Source organism: Streptomyces sp. NPDC003034 (assembly GCF_053591375.1).
In genome coordinates, this window is record NZ_JBSFTS010000006.1 from 89,687 (window position 1) to 107,330 (window position 17,644).

Below are 17,644 nucleotides of genomic sequence, written 5' to 3' on the forward strand. Positions count from 1 at the left end.
GAAAAGTCACTACATACCTCTAGGTAACTTGGCGAGGCGCGGCCGACTGCTGCATCGTTGAGCAGTGGATGCCCCCGCCGCCGCCCATCAGGCGGTCCACGTCGAGCTGGACCACCGTGCGGCCGGGGAAGGCGGCGGCCAGGGCCTGCCGAGCTCCCGCGTCCGCGGCCCGGTCCCCGAACTGCGACGTGATCACCGCGCCGTTGACGAGGTGGAAGTTCAGGTACGAGTCGACGAAGCCGGGGTCCGTGCGGCGGGGGGTCCGGGGGCCGTCGACCTTGATGACCCGCAGGCGGCGGCCCTTCGCGTCGGTGGCGGCGGAGAGGACGGCGAGCTGTTCACGGGCGTCCCGCGCCCAGATGTCGGTGCGGTCGGCGGGGGGCACCTGCACCATCACCACTCCCGGCCGGACGAACCGGGAGGTGACGTCGATGTGGTCGTCGGTGATGTCCTCACCCCTGATTCCGGGGACCCAGAGCATTTTGTCCGCGCCGTAGGCGGCGAGCACGCGTGCCTCGACCTGCACCCGGCTCAGGCCCGGATTGCGGTTCTCGTTGACCAGGCTGCTCTCGGTGGCGAGGAGGGTGCCGTCGCCGTCGGTCTGCACCGCGCCGCCCTCGCCGACGAATCCGGCGGCGATGAACGGCATCGATGCGTGGGCGGCGAGCTGCCGGGCCACTTCGGCGTCCTTGTGGTGGGTCTGCTTGCCGCCCCAGCCGTTGAAGTTGAGGCCGATCGCGTCCGCCCGCCCCGCCCCGTCCCGGCGGAAGACGGCGCCCGTGTCCCGCATCCAGAGGTCGTCTACGGGGACGGAGGAAATGACGGTGACGTTCGAACCGCAGCGGGCCCGCGCGGTGGCGGCGGCGCGCCGGTCCGCGGCGCACATCACCACGGGCTCGTAGCGGGCGACCGTACGGGCGACGAGGGCGATGTCCTCCTGGACCCCGGCCAGGGCGGGTCCCCAGAGCGCACGGCTGGACGGCCAGGCCATCCAGGTCCGCTCATGCTGCACGTCGTCGGCCGGCACCCTCATGCGGGGGGCGGCGGTGGCCCCGGCCGGGGCCACCCCGAGGGTCCCGAGGGCCAGACCGGCGGCGCCGGCGCCTGCCGAGCGCAGCACGGTTCTGCGGCTGCGGTTCATGTGGGGCTCCAGGCTGGGGTGGATGAGGATCTTGTGCCGTCTCGTGGCAACTTCTGGAAACTTCTGGCAACTGTGACACTGACTGAATTTTCAGTCAAGATGCTTCAAGGAGTGCGAAGCGCCGCCGCCCACGGCTCCGGCCGGGCATTCGGGTGGCCGGGAAGGGGCTTCCGCGAGGTGTACGGGAGAGCACGCCCGGCCCCGTTAGCTTGGGGAACCATGACCTCCCAGAGCGACCTGTCAGACCCGGCCGGCCAGGTGCGCGTAGGCGGGGCCTGGCCGGGCGACCGGATCCGGGCCCTTCTGGAGACCGCCGCCCCGGAGGCCGTGTGGGCCGTGGGCGGACCCGACGGAGTCGACGCGGGCTCGGAGGGGGCCGTGCCCGAGGTCAGGGGAACCGAGGTGGTCAGCGGGACCGGCAGGGCAGACGGGACCGGCGGGGCAGATGGGACCGGCGGGGCAGATGGGACCGGCGGGGCAGATGGGACCGGCGTGGCGGACGGGACCGGAGGGCTCAACGCAATCCCCGGCGCGGAGGGGCTGGACGTGAGCGGGCTCGCCGACGTCCTGGCGGTCTGGCCCGTCATCGGTCACCTCGTGGAAGAGGGCGCGCTCCAGCTGCACACGCCCCTCGCGGCCTACGGGGAACCGGCGGCCGGCGACCTCCCGGCCGGCGCCACCGCTCACCACCTGCTGACGCACGCGACGGGTACGGCCACGCTCACCCGGCTCGCCGAGCACCTCACCGGCAGTCCCCTCGCCGCATTCGCCGCCGCCCGGATCTGGCGGCCTCTCGGCATGACCCGCACTCGGTTCGCCGACGGCATCCTCCGCGCGCCCCTCGCGGACCTCGTCCGCTTTGCGTGCCACCTCTCGGCTCCGGCGCGACCGGGCCGGTCGGTGGGCATCAGCCCCGCCTGGACCGCCGAGTCCCTCCGCATCCGCACCGGCGAACTCACCCCGCCCCGCGGCCTCCTCTGGCACCCGGCTCCCCACGGCGTCTGGGCTCACCACGCTCCGGAGGACGGAGCTCCGGCCGTATGGGTATCGCCCCGCCACCGCCGCTGGGCGGTCCTCCTCCCGGGCTCCGCGACGCCAGGCCCCGCCGTGCCGCTCCGCACCGCTTTCCGCGAGGCCGCCTTCAGCTCAAGCCCACTGCGTTGAATGCCGATGCGTATCCGAGGTACCAGCCCGGGGAGTCCTGTGGCCGGAGCCGGGCGCCACGGGTCACAGCACGAGTGACAGCAGCAGGACGAAGCCCAGGCCCACCACCGAGATGACGGTCTCCATGACCGACCACGTCTTGAGCGTCTGGCCGACGGTCATGCCGAAGTACTCCTTGACGAGCCAGAATCCGGCGTCGTTCACGTGGCTGAAGAACAGTGAGCCCGCCCCGATCGCCAGGACCAGCAGTGACGTCTCCGTAGTCGACATGCCGGCGGCGAGCGGCGCCAACAGACCCGCAGCGGAAATCGTCGCCACCGTCGCCGATCCCGTCGCCAGGCGGATGGCCACGGCGATCAGCCAGGCCAGCAGCAGGGTCGGTACGGCCCAGTCCTTCGACAGGTCCAGGATCATCCGGCCGACGCCTGCGTCGATCAGCGTCTGCTTGAAGCCGCCGCCCGCGCCCACGATCAGCAGGATGCCGGCGATCGGACCCAGGGACTTCTCCACCGTGCTCGACAGCCGTGCCTTGGTGAAGCCGGCCGCCCTGCCGAGGGTGAGCATGCCCACCAGGACGGCCGCGAGCAATGCGACCAGCGGCGAGCCCGCTACGTCGGTGACGCGCTGCACCGCGTTGGCCGGGTCGTTGACGACGATGTCGACCAGCGCCTTCAGCAGCATCAACACCACAGGCAGCAGCACGGTGAAGACCGTCGCGCCGAACCGGGGGCGGTGCTCCGGCTCCGCCGGGGGCCGCTGCGGCGCCATCTCCTCCGGCGGCCGGATGTCCACCCAGCGGGCGGCGTACCGGGCGAACAGCGGTCCCGCGATGATCACCGTCGGGAGGGCCACGAGCACACCCAGCGCGAGGGTGACGCCGAGGTCGGCGTGGAGCGCGTCGATGGCGACGAGGGGGCCGGGGTGCGGCGGGATCAGCCCGTGCATCACGGACAGGCCGGCCAGTGCCGGAATCCCGATCCGCATCAGGGAGTAGTTCCCCCGCTTGGCCACCAGCAGCACCACCGGGATGAGCAGCACGATGCCGACTTCGAAGAAGAGCGGCAGACCGATCACGGAGGCGATCAGCACCATCGCCCACGGCATGGCCCGGCCCTTGGCGCGGGCGAGGATCGTGTCCACGATCGCGTCCGCGCCGCCCGAGTCGGCCAGCAGCTTGCCGAGGATCGCGCCGAGCGCGATGAGTACGCCCACTCCCGCGACCGTCGAGCCGAGGCCGGCGGTGAAGCTGGCGAGGGTCTTGGCCGGTGGGGCGCCCGCGAAGGTGCCGAGGGTGATCGAGCCGAGCGTCAGGGCGAGGAAGGCGTGCAGCTTGAGCCGGGTGATGAGCAGGACGATGACGGCGATACCGGCGACGACGGCGATACCCAGCTGGGTGTTGCCGGCCGATGTGATCGGTTCGGCGGCGGCCGCTGCCAGTGTCTCGACGCTGAGACTGGTCACAGTGACTGTTTCCCTCAGTTTTCGGGTGTGCGGAGCCGACGCAGGGCGTCCAGCGCCCGTTCGGTGATCTCTTCCGGGGTGCCGAACACGTCGACGGCGACGCCGAGCTCGTCCGTCTGGAGCGGCTCCAAGGTGGCGAACTGCGACTCCAGCAGCGTGGCGGGCATGAAATGGCCCTGACGTGCCGCCATGCGCTCCTCGATCAGCGGGCGTTCACCGGTGAGGTGGACGAAGACCGTACGGGGTGCGGCGGCGCGGAGCCGGTCGCGATAGGCGCGCTTGAGGGAGGAGGCCGCGATCACTCCGCCGCCCAGCCGCGAGCGGTTGCCGATCCATGCGCCGACGGCGTCCAGCCACGGCCACCGGTCCGCGTCGTCCAGCGGGATGCCGGCGGACATCTTGGCGACGTTGGCCGCCGGGTGGAAGGCGTCGCCCTCCGCGTACGGAAGGCCGAGGGCCTCCGCAAGCAGCCGGCCCACGGTCGTCTTGCCCGTGCCGGCCACGCCCATCACCACCATGACGCGCTGGGTGCTCACCCCGTACCTCGCTTGCCCTCGTCGACATCGATTCGTGTGGGCACACTCAAGCGTATTAAGTAGTACTTATTCAAGAGTGCAGCCGGAAAAATCACATCTTTTGTCGGTGAAGGCGTCACCGTACGCTTACGCCCATGACCACCGAAGGCAGTCCTGGCACGGGGCTCCACTCCCACGTACTGGACACCCTCGGGCTGGCGATCACGGCGGGGGAGTATCCGCCCGGCAGCGTCCTGCGCACCGACGAGATCGCCGAGCGCTTCGCAGCCTCCCGCACCGTGGTGCGGGAAGTCGTCCGCGTGCTGGAGTCCATGTGCCTGGTGGAGTCCCGCCGCCGGGTCGGCGTCACGGTGCGTCCCACCGAGGACTGGAACGTCTACGACCCCCGCGTCATCCGGTGGCGCCTGGCCGGCCCCGACCGCCCCCGCCAGCTGCGCTCCCTCACCGTGCTGCGCTCGGCGATCGAGCCGGTCGCCGCCGGACTCGCGGCGGCCCGCGCCACCCCGGAGCAGTGCGCCGAACTCACCGAGGCGGCCCTCGGCATGGTCCGCACCTCGCGCGGCCACCAGTTGGAGGGCTACCTGCGCCACGACATCGCCTTCCACCGCGTCGTGCTCAACGCCTCCGGCAACGAGATGTTCGCCCGGCTCGGTGATGTCGTCGCCGAGGTCCTGACCGGCCGTACCGAGCACGCCGTGATGTTCCACGACCCCGACCCGGCCGCCGTCACCCTCCACGTCCAAGTGGCCGAGGCCGTACGGGAGGCAGACGCGGCCCGCGCCGAGGCGCTGACCCGGCAGATCGCGGTGGGCGCCCTGGAGGAGCTCGACGTACTCGCGCCCTGAGGGCGCGTCGACCGCCCGGCGGCCTACCGGATGATCCTCAGCCGTCCGCGCGAAAGCCCGTCAGCCGGCCGAGCAGGGCAGGGCCACCGGCATGACCAGCGTCGTGAAGCTGCCCTGGTCGGCGGAGCGCACCAGCACCAGCTGATCCACGGCGGAAACCCCCAGCAGGACGTCCGGGCCGACGCTCGCTTCGAGGGCCGGGGCCAGCGCCGCCGGGTCGAAGTCGATCCGCACCGGCTCGGCCTGCGCCCGTACGGCGCTCAGCGCGGTGTCTCCCACGAGCAGGCGGTTTGGACCCAGTTCCAAGGCGACGGCCCGGGTGTCCCCGCAGGCGTCGAGGGCGGCGAACAGCGCGGCCCGGTTCACGACCAGGCGCTCGCCGGGCGCGGCCCCGCCTCGCGCAGGCCGCGCGTGAAGGTCAACTGCTCGAAGGGTACTGGTGGGAGCCGAGCAGCCCAGCCGTCCGGCGAGGGGCGGTGGCGGCTCAGCCGGCCGTCGTGCGGGGCTTGGTCTGCTGGACCGCCCAGCCGTTGCCGTCCGGGTCCGAGAAGTAGACGAAGGACCCCCAGGGCATGTCCTGGACCTCGGTCACCTCGATGCCCCGGCCCCTGAGGTCCGCGTACGCCTCCTCGATGTCGCCGACGACGACCTGCATGTTGTCCAGCGATCCCGGGGTCATCCGGGTGAGTCCCTTGCCGATGGCGATCGAGCAGGCGGATCCCGGCGGGGTCAGCTGGACGAAGCGGATGTCGTCGCTCACGGTGACGTCGTGGTCGGTGACGAAACCGACGCGCTCGTAGAAGGCCTTGGCCCGGTCGACGTCGGTGACGGGCACGGCGACCAGTTCCAGTTTGATGTCCATCGAGAAACTCCCGGATCGTCCAACGGCGCGGGTGTGGCGGCGGCCGGAGCAGCGGTATGCGCAGGGCACGGGCAGGCCGGGGCGCACTGCGTCCGCCGTGCGCCCCGGCCGCCATCATGCTCCGGAGCCGGCCGCCGCGCCCCCTGGAACGGGCTCGGCGGTACCGGCCGCCGCCGCGTCCGCCGCCGCGAACTGGGTGCGGTACAGCTCCTCGTACCGCCCGCCCGCCGCCAGCAGCTCGGCGTGCCCGCCGCGTTCCACGATCCGGCCCTCCTCGACCACCAGGATCAGATCCGCAGCCTGTACGGTCGACAGCCGGTGCGCGATCACCACCGCGGTCCGGCCCGCCAGAGCCTCCGCCAGGGCTTCCTGGACGGCCGCCTCGGAGGTGGAGTCCAGGTGGGCGGTGGCCTCGTCGAGGATGACCACTCGCTGCCGGGCCAGCAGCAGCCGCGCGATGGTCAGCCGCTGCCGTTCACCGCCCGACAGCCGGTAGCCTCGCTCGCCGACGACCGTGTCCAGGCCGTCCGGCAGCGAAGCCACGAGCCCGTCCAGGCGCGAGCGCCGCAGGGCCTCCCAGATCTCCTCCTCGGTCGCCTCCGGCCGGGCCAGCAGCAGGTTCGCCCGTACCGACTCGTGGAAGAGGTGCCCGTCCTGGGTGACCATGCCGAGCGTCTCGCGGATCGAGTCGGCGCTGAGGTCCCGTACGTCCACCCCGCCGAGCCGGACCGCGCCCGCGTCGGCGTCGTACAGCCGGGGCAGCAACTGGGCGATGGTCGACTTGCCGGCGCCGGACGAGCCGACCAGGGCGATCATCTGACCCGGTTCGGCACGGAAGGACACCTCGTGCAGCACCTGCGTGCCGCCCCGGGCGTCAAGGCCGGCCACCTCCTCCAGCGAGGCGAGCGAGACCTTGTCGGGGGAGGGGTAGCCGAAGGAGACCCGGTCGAATTCGACGGCCACCGGACCCTCCGGGACCCGGCGGGCATCCGGCTTCTGGGCGATGAGCGGCTTCAGGTCGAGGATCTCGAAGACCCGCTCGAAGCTCACCATGGCGCTCATCACCTCGACGCGGGCGCCGGCGAGCGCGGTGAGCGGTGCGTACAGCCGGGTCAGGAGAAGGGCGAGGGCGACGACGGAACCGGCGTCCAGGCTGCCGCGCAGGGCGTAGTACCCGCCGAGCCCGTAGACGAGGGCGAGCGCCAGGGCGGAGACGAGGGTGAGGGCGGTGATGAAGGCCGACTGGGCCATCGCCGTACGGATCCCGATGTCCCGGACCTTCGCCGCCCTGGCCGCGAACTCCGCGGACTCCTCCGACGGCCGTCCGAAGAGCTTGACCAGGGTCGCGCCCGGCGCCGAGAAGCGCTCGGTCATCTGGGTGCCCATCGCGGCGTTCAGCGTGGCGGCCTCGCGCTGCATCGCGGCCATCCGCGCTCCCATGCGCCGGGCCGGCAGCACGAACACCGGCAGCAGGACCAGCGCCAGCAGGGTGATCTGCCAGGAGATGCTCAGCATCACGACGAGGGTCAGCAACAGCGTCACGGTGTTGGAGACGACCCCGGAGAGGGTGTTGCTGAAGGCTCGCTGAGCGCCGATCACATCGTTGTTGAGCCGGCTGACCAGCGCCCCGGTCCGGGTCCGGGTGAAGAAGGCGACCGGCATCCGCTGCACGTGGTCGAAGACGGCCGTCCGCAGATGCAGGATCAGCCCCTCGCCGAGGGTGGCGGAGAGCCGGCGGGTCAGCAGGCCCAGACCGGCCTCGGCGACCGCGATCAGTGCGATGAGGAGCGCGAGCCGGGTGACGGTACCTGCCTCCCGGCCGTCGACGATCGTGTCGACGACCTGGCTGGCGAGCACCGGAGTGGCCACCGCGAGCAGTGCGGTCACCACGCTCAGCAGGAGGAAGAGTGTCAGCCCGCGACGGTGCGGGCGGGCGAAGGCGGCGATGCGGCGCAGGCTGGCCCGGGAGAGGGGCCGCCGGTCCTGCTGGGCGGTGATCGTACTGTGCAGCGATGTCCAGGCGGTGACTTCCATATCCATGAACCGCACGCTAAGACCTCGACCTTGCTTGAGGTCAAGGGATCGGCGGAGCGTCACTCGCGGACGTCGGCAATTCTCGTCCGCCGCAACGTCATTGACGGTCCCTCCCCTGTCGGTGCCCCGTGGGATCGTCCGGAAGGCGCGGAGATCCGAAAGCCATCCGTCTCCGGCCGTGCGGGCCGGCGCCTCCTCGGTCCGCACGGCCCTGACCTCTGCCACTTCCCCGGCCTCCCCATGGTCCACCAGGAGGCGGTGCGATAGATTCGGCCTCCCCACGGCACGTACTTTCCCAACCAAGCGGAGACAGGCTTCTCAATGAGCGACATCATCAACGGACTTGGCCGCACCAGCGCCTTCGGCGCCCTCGGCCTGGTGCTGCTGATCCTCGGCATCGTCCTCGTGGACGTGCTGACGCCCGGGAAGCTCCCGAAGCAGATCTGGGAGGAACGCAACCGCAATGCCTCCCTCTTCCTCAGCTCGGCGCTGCTCGGCATCGGCGGCATCGTCTTCACCTCCATCTGGACGACGTACCACGACTTCGGCAAGGGGCTGCTCTCCACCGCGGCCTTCGGCCTGCTCGGCCTGATCCTCATGGCCGTCGCCTTCCTGGTGCTCGACCTGGTCACCCCCGGCAGGCTCGGCGCCATAGTGGTCGATCCGGAGCCCCACCCGGCCGTCTGGGTCTCGGCCGCCTGCAACCTCGCCGTGGCCGCCATCGTCGCGGCCTCGATCGCCTGACGCGAGCACGACCGAGAGCGCCGCTTCCCCGGGGAGCGGCGCTCTCGGCGTACCCGGCCCCGTCGTTACGCCAGGCCGAGCGCGAACACGGCGAACCCCGCCGCCAGCAGTCCCGCCGCGGTGCGGCGCACCGCCGCGGCCTGCCGCCACGGCTCCTCCGCGGGGCGGCCCGCTCAGGCGCAGGGCGCGCCTCCCAGGAAGGACAAGCGGACTTGGCGCCGGGGGTTGTCCCGGTTGGTGTCCACGAGGGTGACCGACTGCCACGTCCCGAGTTCCAGGGCTCCGTTGATCACGGGCAGCGTCGCGTGGGGCGGGATGATGGCGGGCAGGACGTGGTCGCGCCCGTGGCCGGGCGAGCCGTGCCGGTGCTGCCAGCGGTCGTCGGCGGGCAACAGGGAGCGCAGGGCGGCCAGCAGGTCGTCGTCACTGCCCGATCCGGTCTCGATGAGGGCGAGGCCGGCCGTCGCGTGGGGTGTGAAGACGTTGAGCAGTCCGTCGCGCCCCTGGGCCACCTCCTGGAGGAACGCCGCACAGACCTCGGTCAGGTCGTGGACGGTCTCCCTGTCCCCGGTCGTCACGTCGACCGTCCGTGAAACGAATGTGTCAGCCATGGACCCATCCTCGGGCACGGGCGGCCCGTGGGCGCGCAGCCTCGGCCGATGCCGGCCGAGCTGGAATCGCGGGGCACACCGGGGATCGCGCGGTCGGCCGGTGCGGTGGTCAGGGCGGCCGGGCTCGTTCCTCCGGCGCGTTCCGCTCGTTGATCCGGCATGGAACTGCCGACCATCGCGGCGCCCGGCGTCGGGGAACTGGCCGACGCCGCGGCCGATGCCGCTTGCCACCTCTACGACGCCGTCACCCCTTGGGGGCCCGGCGCGCCCGGCGGATGGAGCCGCGGCGCGGCCGAGGACGCGGCCGAGGTGATCGAGACCACCGCCCACGCCCTCGCCCACACCCACCCGCGCGCGGAGGTCCTCCTCGCGCCGGTCCACACCGCCGTCGCCGACCTGCGCCGGCAGCTCGGGCTGGCGCCCGCCGACCCGCTGACCGCCGACGGGGTCCCGGCCACCCCGCGTACGGTCGGCAACCCGCGCCGCACCCGGTGGGTCAGGGTCCGGGAGCTCAGCCCGCCTTCGCCGCGGCAACCGCTTTCTCGTACAGCTTCCTGACCGCCGAGCCGAAGTAGGAGCTGTACGAGACGTCGGGAGTGTCGCCGCCGGTCTTCCAGCCGCCGATGACGCCGACCACGTCACCCGTCCCCTTGCGCCGGTCGTAGCGGGTCAGGAACGGTCCGCCGCTGGTGCCGCCGGGATAGCCGGTGCAGCGGATCCGCAGGAACGATCCGGGAATCCGTGCGTCGGCGCTCGTGAACTTCGTCGTGCGGTTGACGCACAGGCGCGGGCGCGCGGCGGACGCCGGGTAGCCGATGAGCGAGACCCGCCCGTGTGCGTACCCGGAGCCCGTGACCAGGCGGTTGCCGCCGACCACCTTCTCCACCGGGCGGCCCTGGGCGTCCGGCCCCACCTGGGCGAAGGCCACGTCCAGCGCGGCCGCCCGGTCCGGGCCCTGGGACCGGTAGCGCGGGTCGATCCACACCTTCGAGCGTCCCCGGGCGTCGCGCAGGACGGGGAACTTGCCGTACGGCTGCGGATCGGCCCGCGTGTACTTCGGTACGAAGGCCACTTGGCGCGAGTCCGTTCCGAGCAGGCAGTGCGCGGCGCTGAGGACGAGGTCGCGGCCGGGTGAGGAGACCACGCTCGCCGTGCAGAAGTACGCGCCGCCGCCCTTCATGACGAACATCCGGCCGACCACCGGGACCCCGTCGAAGTTCTGGCCGACGCCCGGGCGGGCGGGCGTCGGTCTCTGCGCGGTGACCGGCCGGAGCCGGACGGGCCCGGACGGCGAGGGCGCGGGCCTGGACGCCGAGGACGCGGGTGCGGGTGCGGGTGCGGGTGCCAGTGAGGGGGCGGCCGTCACGGGGTGCGGGGCCGTCCCGGGGGGCGCGGGGGCGGAGGCTGGCAGCGGGACGGCGGAGGCCATCCGTTCGGCGGTCCAGAACGACTCCGCCTCATGGGCGGTCCAGCGGCCGACGGCCGCCCGGGCCGCGCCCCCGGCCCCGGCGGCGGGCAGCTGCCCGCCGGAAACCAGCAGCGCGGCCGCCGCCGCGGCCATAGTCAACGTACGTCGTCGCATGCGGAGCTCCTCTAGAGGGCCTGGGGGAAGCGGAAGAGCCGGTCGGGATCGTAGGCGCGCCGCACCGCTTCGAGGCGGGGGCGGTTGGGCCCGTAGTAGGCGTCGCGCCAGCCGGTGAGTTTCGGGTCGGTGTAGTTCTGGTAGGCGCGTCCGCTCGCCCAGGGGCGCAGGTCCTGCCAGAGTCCGTCGAGCCAGCCCTGGTGCCGGGCCACCTCGGCGGCCGGAGCGGCCTTCGGCCAGTGGACGAGGTACTGGGCGAGGAAGGCGCTGTCGCGGTGCGCGAAGGCGGTGCCGGCCACCGGAACCCGGTTCACGGCGCCTCCGCAGACCCCGTCGAACTGCACCACCGCGAGGCCTCCGGGCGCGGTGCCGGACGCGTAGCGCCGGACGGCCTCCAGCACGACGCCGACCGCCGCGTCCGGCAGTCCCGCTCCGGCCCAGAAGTCGGAGCGGGCGGCGTACGAGTACCGTCCGAGCCGCCCCCGCGGGTCCCTGCCGGGCAGGCTGCCCGGCAGGTGGCACTGCGCGGCGCTCCGCTCCAGGCAGCCGGCCATCGCCCGTACGGTGTCCCCGTAGCCGCGCACCGTGATCCAGCTGTCCCGCGCTGGTTTGCCGACGAGGTCGGACAGCCGGGTCAGCTGCCGTTCCAGTTCGCGGCGTCCGTCGAGGCAGACCACGCGGAGGGCGGGGGCGGAGGCCGCCGAGTGCCCGGACTCGACGGCGAACTCGGCCTGGCTCCAGAAGGGGTCGGGCAGTGCGCCCAGCCAGCGCTGCCAGCCGCGCAGGACGGCCGGGGAGTCGGCGCCGGGCCAGTGCAGCTCGGCGAAGGCGCAGTCGCCCGCCGGGTGGGCCCGGAAGCGGAGCTCGGTGACGATGCCGAAGTTGCCGCCCCCGCCGCCGCGCAGGGCCCAGTAGAGATCCTGATCCCGGTCTGCGGCGACCTCGCGGACGGTCCCGTCGGGGGTGACGACCCGGGCGCCGGTGAGCCGGTCGCAGGTGGCGCCGTAGGCCCGCGAGGCCAGACCCAGGCCGCCGCCGAGCGTGAGCCCGGCGATGCCGACGGACGGGCACAGGCCGGTCGGGACGGCCAGGCCCCGCCCGGCGAGGGAGGCACTGACGTCGCCGAGCCGGGCTCCGGCGCCGATCCGTACCGCGTCCCCCTCGACCGCCACCGAGGCCATGGCCCCGGTGTCCACGACGAGCCCGCCGGCGCGGGTGGACCAGCCGGCGTAACTGTGGCCGCCGCCGCGCGGGACGACCCCGGTGGCGCAGCGGCGGGCGAAGTCCAGGCAGACCGCCACGTCGCCGGCGTGGGCGGGATAGGCCACCGCGCCCGGTGCGAGGGCGTCGTAGCGCGGCTGGAACAGCTGCCGGGCCTCGGGGTAGTCGCGGTCACCGGGGAGTACGACGCGCCCGTCGATGGCGCGGGCGAGCGCTCCGTAGTCCGGGACCCGGGGCGCCGCCGCGCCCAGGCAGGCGAGGGCGGCCGCGGCCGCGGATCCCAGGAGGCGGCGGCGAGGGAGGGTCATCCTCCCTTCCTGCCATCGCTGGGGCGGATCGGCGCGAAGGCGGGCCCACACGTGTCCGGGCGCCGCCCGAACGGCCCACGTGCGGGCCGGCCGCACTCGCCGGCCGGGCATCTGTACGGCGCTTAGCGGCGGGGCGGCGGCGGGGCGCCGGCGGGGGCCCCGCACCCCGGCGGCGGACGCCCGCCGGGCCCGGGCCGCGACCCGTCAGAGCAGGTCGTCCGCCGGGAGGCCCACCGCGCCGGCTCCACGGGACGACGACGCGTCCCCGTCCCCGGCCTCGTCTTTGCCCTCAGCCTTGCGCGCCAGCAGGAAGCCCTGCGGGGAGCTCTCGCCCGCCCCGGGTGCCCGGAGCAGGCGGGCCACCTCGGCGAGCCCGGCACCGGCCAGCAGGGCGGCGATCCGGTCCGGCGGTGTGCGGTACACGTCCAGTTCGACCGGATGGCCGTACGCGTGCTCCAGCCGGATCCGCTCGTCGCCCGCCTTGAACGCGACCAGTGCGCAGCCTCCGGGGGCCAGCACGCGGGAGAACTCCGCGAACACCGCCGCCAGCTCCGCGGGCGGGGTGTGCACCGTGGAGTTCCAGGCCAGGACCCCGCCGAGCACGCCGTCCGCGATGTCCAGCGCGGCCATCGAGCCGACCTCGAAGCGCAGCCCCGGATAGGTACGGCGGGCCACCGCGACCATCGCCGGGGACAGGTCGACCCCGAAGGCCCGTGCACCGAGCCCGTTCAGATGCGCCGTCACCCGCCCCGGCCCGCAGCCCAGATCGGCCACCGCCCCACCCCCGCCGGCCCTACCGCGCACGTACTCGGCGAAGGCGGCGAGGACGGCACGGTCCAGCGGCTTGGCGGCGAGTTCCGAGCCCAGCAGCCGGGCGTAGTCGACGGCGACGGCGTCATAGGACGCCGGCACGGCATGCAGGTACGAGGTCTCTGTCATGCCCCTGAACAGTAGCCCGCCCACCGCCGGGCCTCAGCCCGGGCGTCCTGGATCAGTGGCCGGACATTATTCGGCGAGTTCGGCCTTACGGCGGTGGGTCTCCCGTGCGTGTGCGCCAGCTTTGTCCTTCTCGATCCGCATCGCTCGCCGGATCTCCCGGCGGACCGGCTGGTAGGCCTCACTGGCCTCCTGCATGACCCGCTCGTAGCGCTGCCGGGTCTTCTCCCAGTTGCGTAGGGCGAGGCGTGCGGCGAGGACCCTCCACCGAGGGATGGACCTGGCGCGATGGCTGGCGGCAACCAGCTTGGCGCTGATGTCGTCCACTGCGGTGGCATAGGCGAGGGCAGCTTCGACCCAGCGGCGGCAGGTGTGCGCCGTGCACGGTACGAGGCAGCTGTCTCCGTTGGTGTCGATCAGGAGGGGGCGACCCGCCGTGTCGAACCGGAACCCTCGGGTTGCTTCATGGTCGCGACCGCGGTGATCACAGTTTCGCGATGACCCATCAGTGCCGCGGCAGCCCCCACGCCGTGCCGAACGACTGCACAGGCCGGTCAGCAGGGCGGCGATGCTGGACGGGACGATCACGTGCCAGCCGATCACGTCCATGGCCAGGTATGAGCCCCGCACCGTCTGGGGCACACGGCTGGTCAGCCCGGCGACGGCGAGGGCGAGAAAGGCCGCGGCCGCGCCCAGCCAGCCGACCGAGGCGGTGACGTCGCCGCGCCGTTGCAACCGCCCCTGGAGCCGGGGCGGTCAGCGGCGGATCGTCAGCGGATTGGGCAGCTCCGCCCATTGGTCACCCGGTACGCCCGGACTCAGCCGCATCAGGGTGAGCGCCTTGGTGGGCAGCGGCCCGGTCAGCAGGGCCTCGGTATCGGTGGTGGGGGAGATCCCGCTGATCGCCTCCGCCAGGACGTCGGCGAAGGCCCCGGCCGACCCGGCCGTGGCGCCGAGCGCGCCCGCCAGCAGGGATCCGAAGAGCTTGCGCCGCAGTACGCCCTCGTCGTCGGTGACCAGCCGGCCGGACAGCGGCGGCGCCGGCAGACCGTGCCGGGCCAGCCGGGCCGGGCTGATGCGGATGTCGGCGAGGTCCCGGTAGACCAGCCGGAGCGGGGCGCCGGTGGCGGAGACGACGACGAGGAGGTTCTGCCCGTGGGCCTCCAGGGCCACCCCCAGCTCCAGGGCCCGCAGGCAGACGGAGAGCGCGAGGCGGGCGAACGCGGTCTGCCAGCCTGGTGAGCGCGCCGGCGGGAAATCGGCCAGGGCCGCCACCGGGACGACCCGCTCGCCCGCGGATGCGTCCGCGTAAACCTCCGGCGGTTCGCGCAGCACGGCCGCCAGGTCCGCGCTGTCCGCGGTGGCCGCGCCCAGGGTGCGCGTGATGTGCAGCCGCCCGTCGAGCCGCCCGCAGAGCGCCTGCGCGAAGGAGGAGAGGACGGCCGCCGTCTCGACGGAGTAGACGGAGATGTCCCGCACGGAGGAGGTCAGCCGGGTGCTCAGCGCGGTTTTGACGTGCACCCCGTGAGCTCCGCCCGCTCCCTCGCCCCGCCCGGCTGCGGGTGCTTCGTCCGGTCCAACGGGCCCGTCTGCCGCGAGGGTGCGCAGGGCCATCAGCGGGCGCGCCGCGAAACCGGCCCGGACCTGCTCCCGCCCCAGTACGTGTGCGGCCTGCCAAGGATGCACCGGCACCAGGATCCGGCCCCCGTCCCGCAGCCGCGCCGGCCAGGCGCCGGTGACCAGGCACGCGTCGGCCCGTACGGCCACCAGCCCCAGCTCGACCACCGGCCGGTGCTCGGGCGCGTACGCCAGCTGCTCGGCCACCGAGAAGCCGGGGCGGGAGCGGCAGTTCGGATGGTACGGATGGCCGTCGACCACCCGCTGCTCCCACTCCCAGGCGGCTAGCGGCGCCGCGTCCGTCGGCCCCGCACGATCCGCCTGCGCCGCCCGGCCCGCCCGGGAGAGCGCCAAGGAGGCCGTACTGCCATCCAGCTCGGCGGCGAACTCCGCCCCGTGCGGCACGTCGAGGGCCGCCATCAGGCGCGCGGCCTGCCGGTACGCCCGGCCGTCGAGCAGCAGCTCGCTCACGTACGGCCCGGTCGCGTAGGGATCGGCCGCCGGGCCCTCCAGGCGGGCGCCCCCGGCCAACTGGAGGGCGAGGCCCCCCGGGCTCTCGTCCCGGCGCACCACCCAGGGCAGCGGCTCGAAGGCCAGGGCCCGCCACAGCCGGGTGAGTACGGCCGCCCGGGCACCGCTCAGCGCCGCGGCGTAGGCGGGCCCGAGTGCGGGGCGTACGGCGGACAGTTCGGTGGCGACGGCCTCTTCGGCCGGGGAGGCGGGGAGGTGTGCGCTGGTGTCCAGGGTCTCTTCCTCTCGGGTGTGGTACGGCGATGCGGGGGGAGGGGGGACGGGCCTGCCGGGCCCTGGCTCCGAGGCGTCGGGACGAGTGCGGGGTGTGCGGGCGGGAGCGTGCGGGTACATCGCCACGAGATGATGATCACCTCATCATCACGGATCTCGCGGAAACCGACGGTCACGGCCGGTGGTAGGCCCCGCGAGCCTCCGGCGCACGGGATGGACCGATTGGAACCAGTGGACTTCAACGCCGCCGCCGACGCGTACGCCGCCACACCCCTCCTGAACTGCCTCCTGCGGGAGGCCGCCGAGCCCGCCGGGGAACACGGCGCGGGCACCCACCGGCTGCGCGGCAGCGGGCGGCTGCTCCGCGTGCACGGCGCGCGCCGCGCCGTGCGCCCCGAACTGCGCGGAGCGGACGGTTGGCATCCGCTCACCCACACCGAACTGGTCAAGCTCACCTCCGACGAACTGCGCCAGTACACCGGTCTGTCGAACGACGAGCTGCCGGTCGAGATCGCCGACAGCCGCGAGGCCATTCTCGCGCTGCTGGCCGCCCGCGCCGCGACCCCGCCCCCCAGGGACCCGTACGTCCTGTCCGAACAGTCCCTGGTCATGGGTCATCCGCACCACCCCGCCCCCAAGGCGCGCGGGGGAGCACCCGCCGCGAGCTGGCTGCCGTACGCACCGGAGGGCCACGCCCGTTTCCCGCTGGTCTTCCTGGGGTTGCGCGAGGACCAGACCGCGGAGGAGGGCGGCCCCCGCGCGGCCCACGCGATCGACTCGCTCGCCGGCGCCCTCGACGGTCCCCGGCCGCCCGCCGGCTACCGGCTGCTTCCCGCCCACCCCTGGCAGCTCGACCTGGTCGGGGCCCGGCCCGAGATCCGCGAGGCCTTCGCCGACGGGCGGCTGCTCCGGCTGGGCCCGGGCCGGCGGCCGGTCTGGCCCACCGCCTCCGTGCGGACCGTGTACGTGCCGGAGCCGGGCGCCGACCTGTTCGTGAAGTTCAGCCTCGACGTCCGGATCACCAACGACGTCCGCCGGCTGTGGCGGCACGACCTGCTCGGGACCCGCCGCACCGACGCGGCGGTCACGGCCGGCTTCGCCGCGCTGCGCCGCACCGGTTCGCGGGCCGCCTGGCTCAGTGACCGCGGCTACCGCACCGCCGCCTTCGCCTTCGAGGAGCTCGCCGTCCTGGTCCGCGACGGCCTGCACGCCCATGTCATGCCCGGGGCCACGCCGCTGCTGGCCGCCTCGCTCGCCGAGGGCTACCCCGCGAGCCCCCTGGCCGGCACCACCGAACCGGCCGCCTGGTGGCGGGCGTACCTGCGCCATGTCGTGCCGCCGGTGCTGGAACTGTTCGGCCGGCACGGCATCGTGCTGGAGGCCCACCTCCAGAACACGCTGGTCGCCGTCGACGCCTCGGGCATGCCCGTACAGGCCCTCTTCCGCGACAGCGAGGGGGTGAAACGCCTTCCCGAGCTGGAGCGTGCGGCCGCCTGGCAGCGCTTGGTCTACTGCCTGGTTGTCAACCACCTGACCGAGATCGCGGGGGCGCTGGCCGAGCGGCATCCGGGCATCGCGCCGGTCCTGTGGCAGGCCGTACGGGAGGAGTTCGAGAGGTACGACGCCACGCGCGGGCTCCCCGAGACGGCGGAGCTGCTCGCGAGCCCGACGCTTCCGGCCAAGACCAATCTGCTGCTGCGCTGGACACGGGCGGATGGTGCGGACGCCCGCTATCTGCCCCTGCCGAACCCCCTGCTGGCGTAGGGCCGGTTGGGCGGCGCTGCCGGGTGCGCACGGCGCCGGATGCGCGGTGCGGGGCCTCGGGCGAGGGGGTTCGG

17 protein-coding genes are annotated in these 17,644 nt (G+C 73.6%); 5 read left to right on the plus strand and 12 right to left on the minus strand.

All coding sequences use genetic code 11. From position 1 onward, the window contains the following. Positions 1 to 19 precede the first annotated feature (19 nt). The gene (locus ACWDX7_RS09595; RefSeq protein ID WP_451490829.1) at positions 20 to 1,141 is read right to left on the minus strand and encodes an agmatine deiminase family protein; all 1,122 of its coding nucleotides are present in this window, start codon (positions 1,139 to 1,141) and stop codon (positions 20 to 22) included. Between the two features lie 219 nt (positions 1,142 to 1,360). On the opposite strand from ACWDX7_RS09595, the gene ACWDX7_RS09600 reads away from it, so the two are divergent. Further along, positions 1,361 to 2,305 (plus strand): hypothetical protein, encoded by a 945-nt coding sequence (locus tag ACWDX7_RS09600; RefSeq protein WP_451490828.1) that lies wholly within the window; start codon positions 1,361 to 1,363, stop codon positions 2,303 to 2,305. Positions 2,306 to 2,368: 63 nt separating this feature from the next. Here ACWDX7_RS09600 and ACWDX7_RS09605 read toward each other — a convergent pair whose 3' ends face one another. Both ACWDX7_RS09605 and ACWDX7_RS09610 read right to left on the minus strand, forming a co-directional pair. Then, positions 2,369 to 3,766, minus strand: coding sequence for a GntT/GntP/DsdX family permease (locus ACWDX7_RS09605; RefSeq protein WP_451490827.1), 1,398 nt, complete (start codon positions 3,764 to 3,766; stop codon positions 2,369 to 2,371). A 14-nt stretch (positions 3,767 to 3,780) separates the two neighbouring features. Next, on the minus strand, positions 3,781 to 4,302 hold the full coding sequence (locus ACWDX7_RS09610) for a gluconokinase (protein ID WP_451490826.1): 522 nt from the start codon (positions 4,300 to 4,302) through the stop codon (positions 3,781 to 3,783). 134 nt (positions 4,303 to 4,436) lie between these two features. On the opposite strand from ACWDX7_RS09610, the gene ACWDX7_RS09615 reads away from it, so the two are divergent. Beyond that, complete coding sequence (locus tag ACWDX7_RS09615) at positions 4,437 to 5,147, plus strand: FadR/GntR family transcriptional regulator (RefSeq protein WP_451490825.1); 711 nt, start codon at positions 4,437 to 4,439, stop codon at positions 5,145 to 5,147. A gap of 60 nt (positions 5,148 to 5,207) precedes the next feature. Here the strand turns inward: ACWDX7_RS09615 and ACWDX7_RS09620 are convergent, their stop codons facing one another. From ACWDX7_RS09620 to ACWDX7_RS09630, 3 genes are all read right to left on the minus strand, one after another. Further along, on the minus strand, positions 5,208 to 5,513 hold the full coding sequence (locus tag ACWDX7_RS09620) for a hypothetical protein (RefSeq protein ID WP_451490824.1): 306 nt from the start codon (positions 5,511 to 5,513) through the stop codon (positions 5,208 to 5,210). A gap of 118 nt (positions 5,514 to 5,631) precedes the next feature. Continuing rightward, positions 5,632 to 6,009, minus strand: a complete 378-nt coding sequence (locus tag ACWDX7_RS09625) for a VOC family protein (RefSeq protein WP_451490823.1) — start codon at positions 6,007 to 6,009, stop codon at positions 5,632 to 5,634. Between the two features lie 114 nt (positions 6,010 to 6,123). Beyond that, positions 6,124 to 8,049, minus strand: coding sequence for an ABC transporter ATP-binding protein (locus ACWDX7_RS09630; RefSeq protein WP_451490822.1), 1,926 nt, complete (start codon positions 8,047 to 8,049; stop codon positions 6,124 to 6,126). 315 nt (positions 8,050 to 8,364) lie between these two features. Here ACWDX7_RS09630 and ACWDX7_RS09635 point away from each other — a divergent pair, with 315 nt between their 5' ends. Next, positions 8,365 to 8,787: a DUF350 domain-containing protein gene (locus ACWDX7_RS09635; RefSeq protein ID WP_451490821.1), complete on the plus strand. Its 423-nt coding sequence runs from the start codon at positions 8,365 to 8,367 to the stop codon at positions 8,785 to 8,787. A 173-nt stretch (positions 8,788 to 8,960) separates the two neighbouring features. Here ACWDX7_RS09635 and ACWDX7_RS09640 read toward each other — a convergent pair whose 3' ends face one another. Then, a complete protein-coding gene (locus ACWDX7_RS09640; protein ID WP_451490820.1) occupies positions 8,961 to 9,398 on the minus strand; it encodes a secondary thiamine-phosphate synthase enzyme YjbQ in 438 nt (145 codons plus the stop codon). A gap of 159 nt (positions 9,399 to 9,557) precedes the next feature. Here ACWDX7_RS09640 and ACWDX7_RS09645 point away from each other — a divergent pair, with 159 nt between their 5' ends. Continuing rightward, the gene (locus ACWDX7_RS09645) at positions 9,558 to 9,956 is read left to right on the plus strand and encodes a hypothetical protein (RefSeq protein ID WP_451490819.1); all 399 of its coding nucleotides are present in this window, start codon (positions 9,558 to 9,560) and stop codon (positions 9,954 to 9,956) included. Here ACWDX7_RS09645 and ACWDX7_RS09650 read toward each other — a convergent pair. The 5 genes from ACWDX7_RS09650 to ACWDX7_RS09670 all read right to left on the minus strand — a co-directional run bounded on the left by ACWDX7_RS09650 (position 9,910) and on the right by ACWDX7_RS09670 (position 15,926). Next, positions 9,910 to 10,980, minus strand: a complete 1,071-nt coding sequence (locus ACWDX7_RS09650; RefSeq protein ID WP_451490818.1) for a trypsin-like peptidase domain-containing protein — start codon at positions 10,978 to 10,980, stop codon at positions 9,910 to 9,912. The two genes, ACWDX7_RS09645 and ACWDX7_RS09650, sit on opposite strands and share 47 nt — an antisense overlap. Positions 10,981 to 10,991: 11 nt before the next feature. Next, positions 10,992 to 12,509 carry an FAD-binding oxidoreductase gene (locus ACWDX7_RS09655; protein ID WP_451490817.1) on the minus strand — a complete coding sequence of 506 codons (1,518 nt, stop codon included), beginning with the start codon at positions 12,507 to 12,509 and terminating at the stop codon, positions 10,992 to 10,994. A gap of 204 nt (positions 12,510 to 12,713) precedes the next feature. Next, on the minus strand, positions 12,714 to 13,448 hold the full coding sequence (locus tag ACWDX7_RS09660) for a class I SAM-dependent methyltransferase (protein ID WP_451490816.1): 735 nt from the start codon (positions 13,446 to 13,448) through the stop codon (positions 12,714 to 12,716). A gap of 66 nt (positions 13,449 to 13,514) precedes the next feature. Next, the gene (locus ACWDX7_RS09665) at positions 13,515 to 14,180 is read right to left on the minus strand and encodes a hypothetical protein (protein ID WP_451490815.1); all 666 of its coding nucleotides are present in this window, start codon (positions 14,178 to 14,180) and stop codon (positions 13,515 to 13,517) included. Between the two features lie 21 nt (positions 14,181 to 14,201). Next, positions 14,202 to 15,926, minus strand: a complete 1,725-nt coding sequence (locus ACWDX7_RS09670) for an IucA/IucC family protein (RefSeq protein WP_451490912.1) — start codon at positions 15,924 to 15,926, stop codon at positions 14,202 to 14,204. A 93-nt stretch (positions 15,927 to 16,019) separates the two neighbouring features. On the opposite strand from ACWDX7_RS09670, the gene ACWDX7_RS09675 reads away from it, so the two are divergent. Next, positions 16,020 to 17,570, plus strand: a complete 1,551-nt coding sequence (locus ACWDX7_RS09675) for an IucA/IucC family protein (RefSeq protein WP_451490814.1) — start codon at positions 16,020 to 16,022, stop codon at positions 17,568 to 17,570. The last annotated feature ends 74 nt before the right edge of the window (positions 17,571 to 17,644 follow it).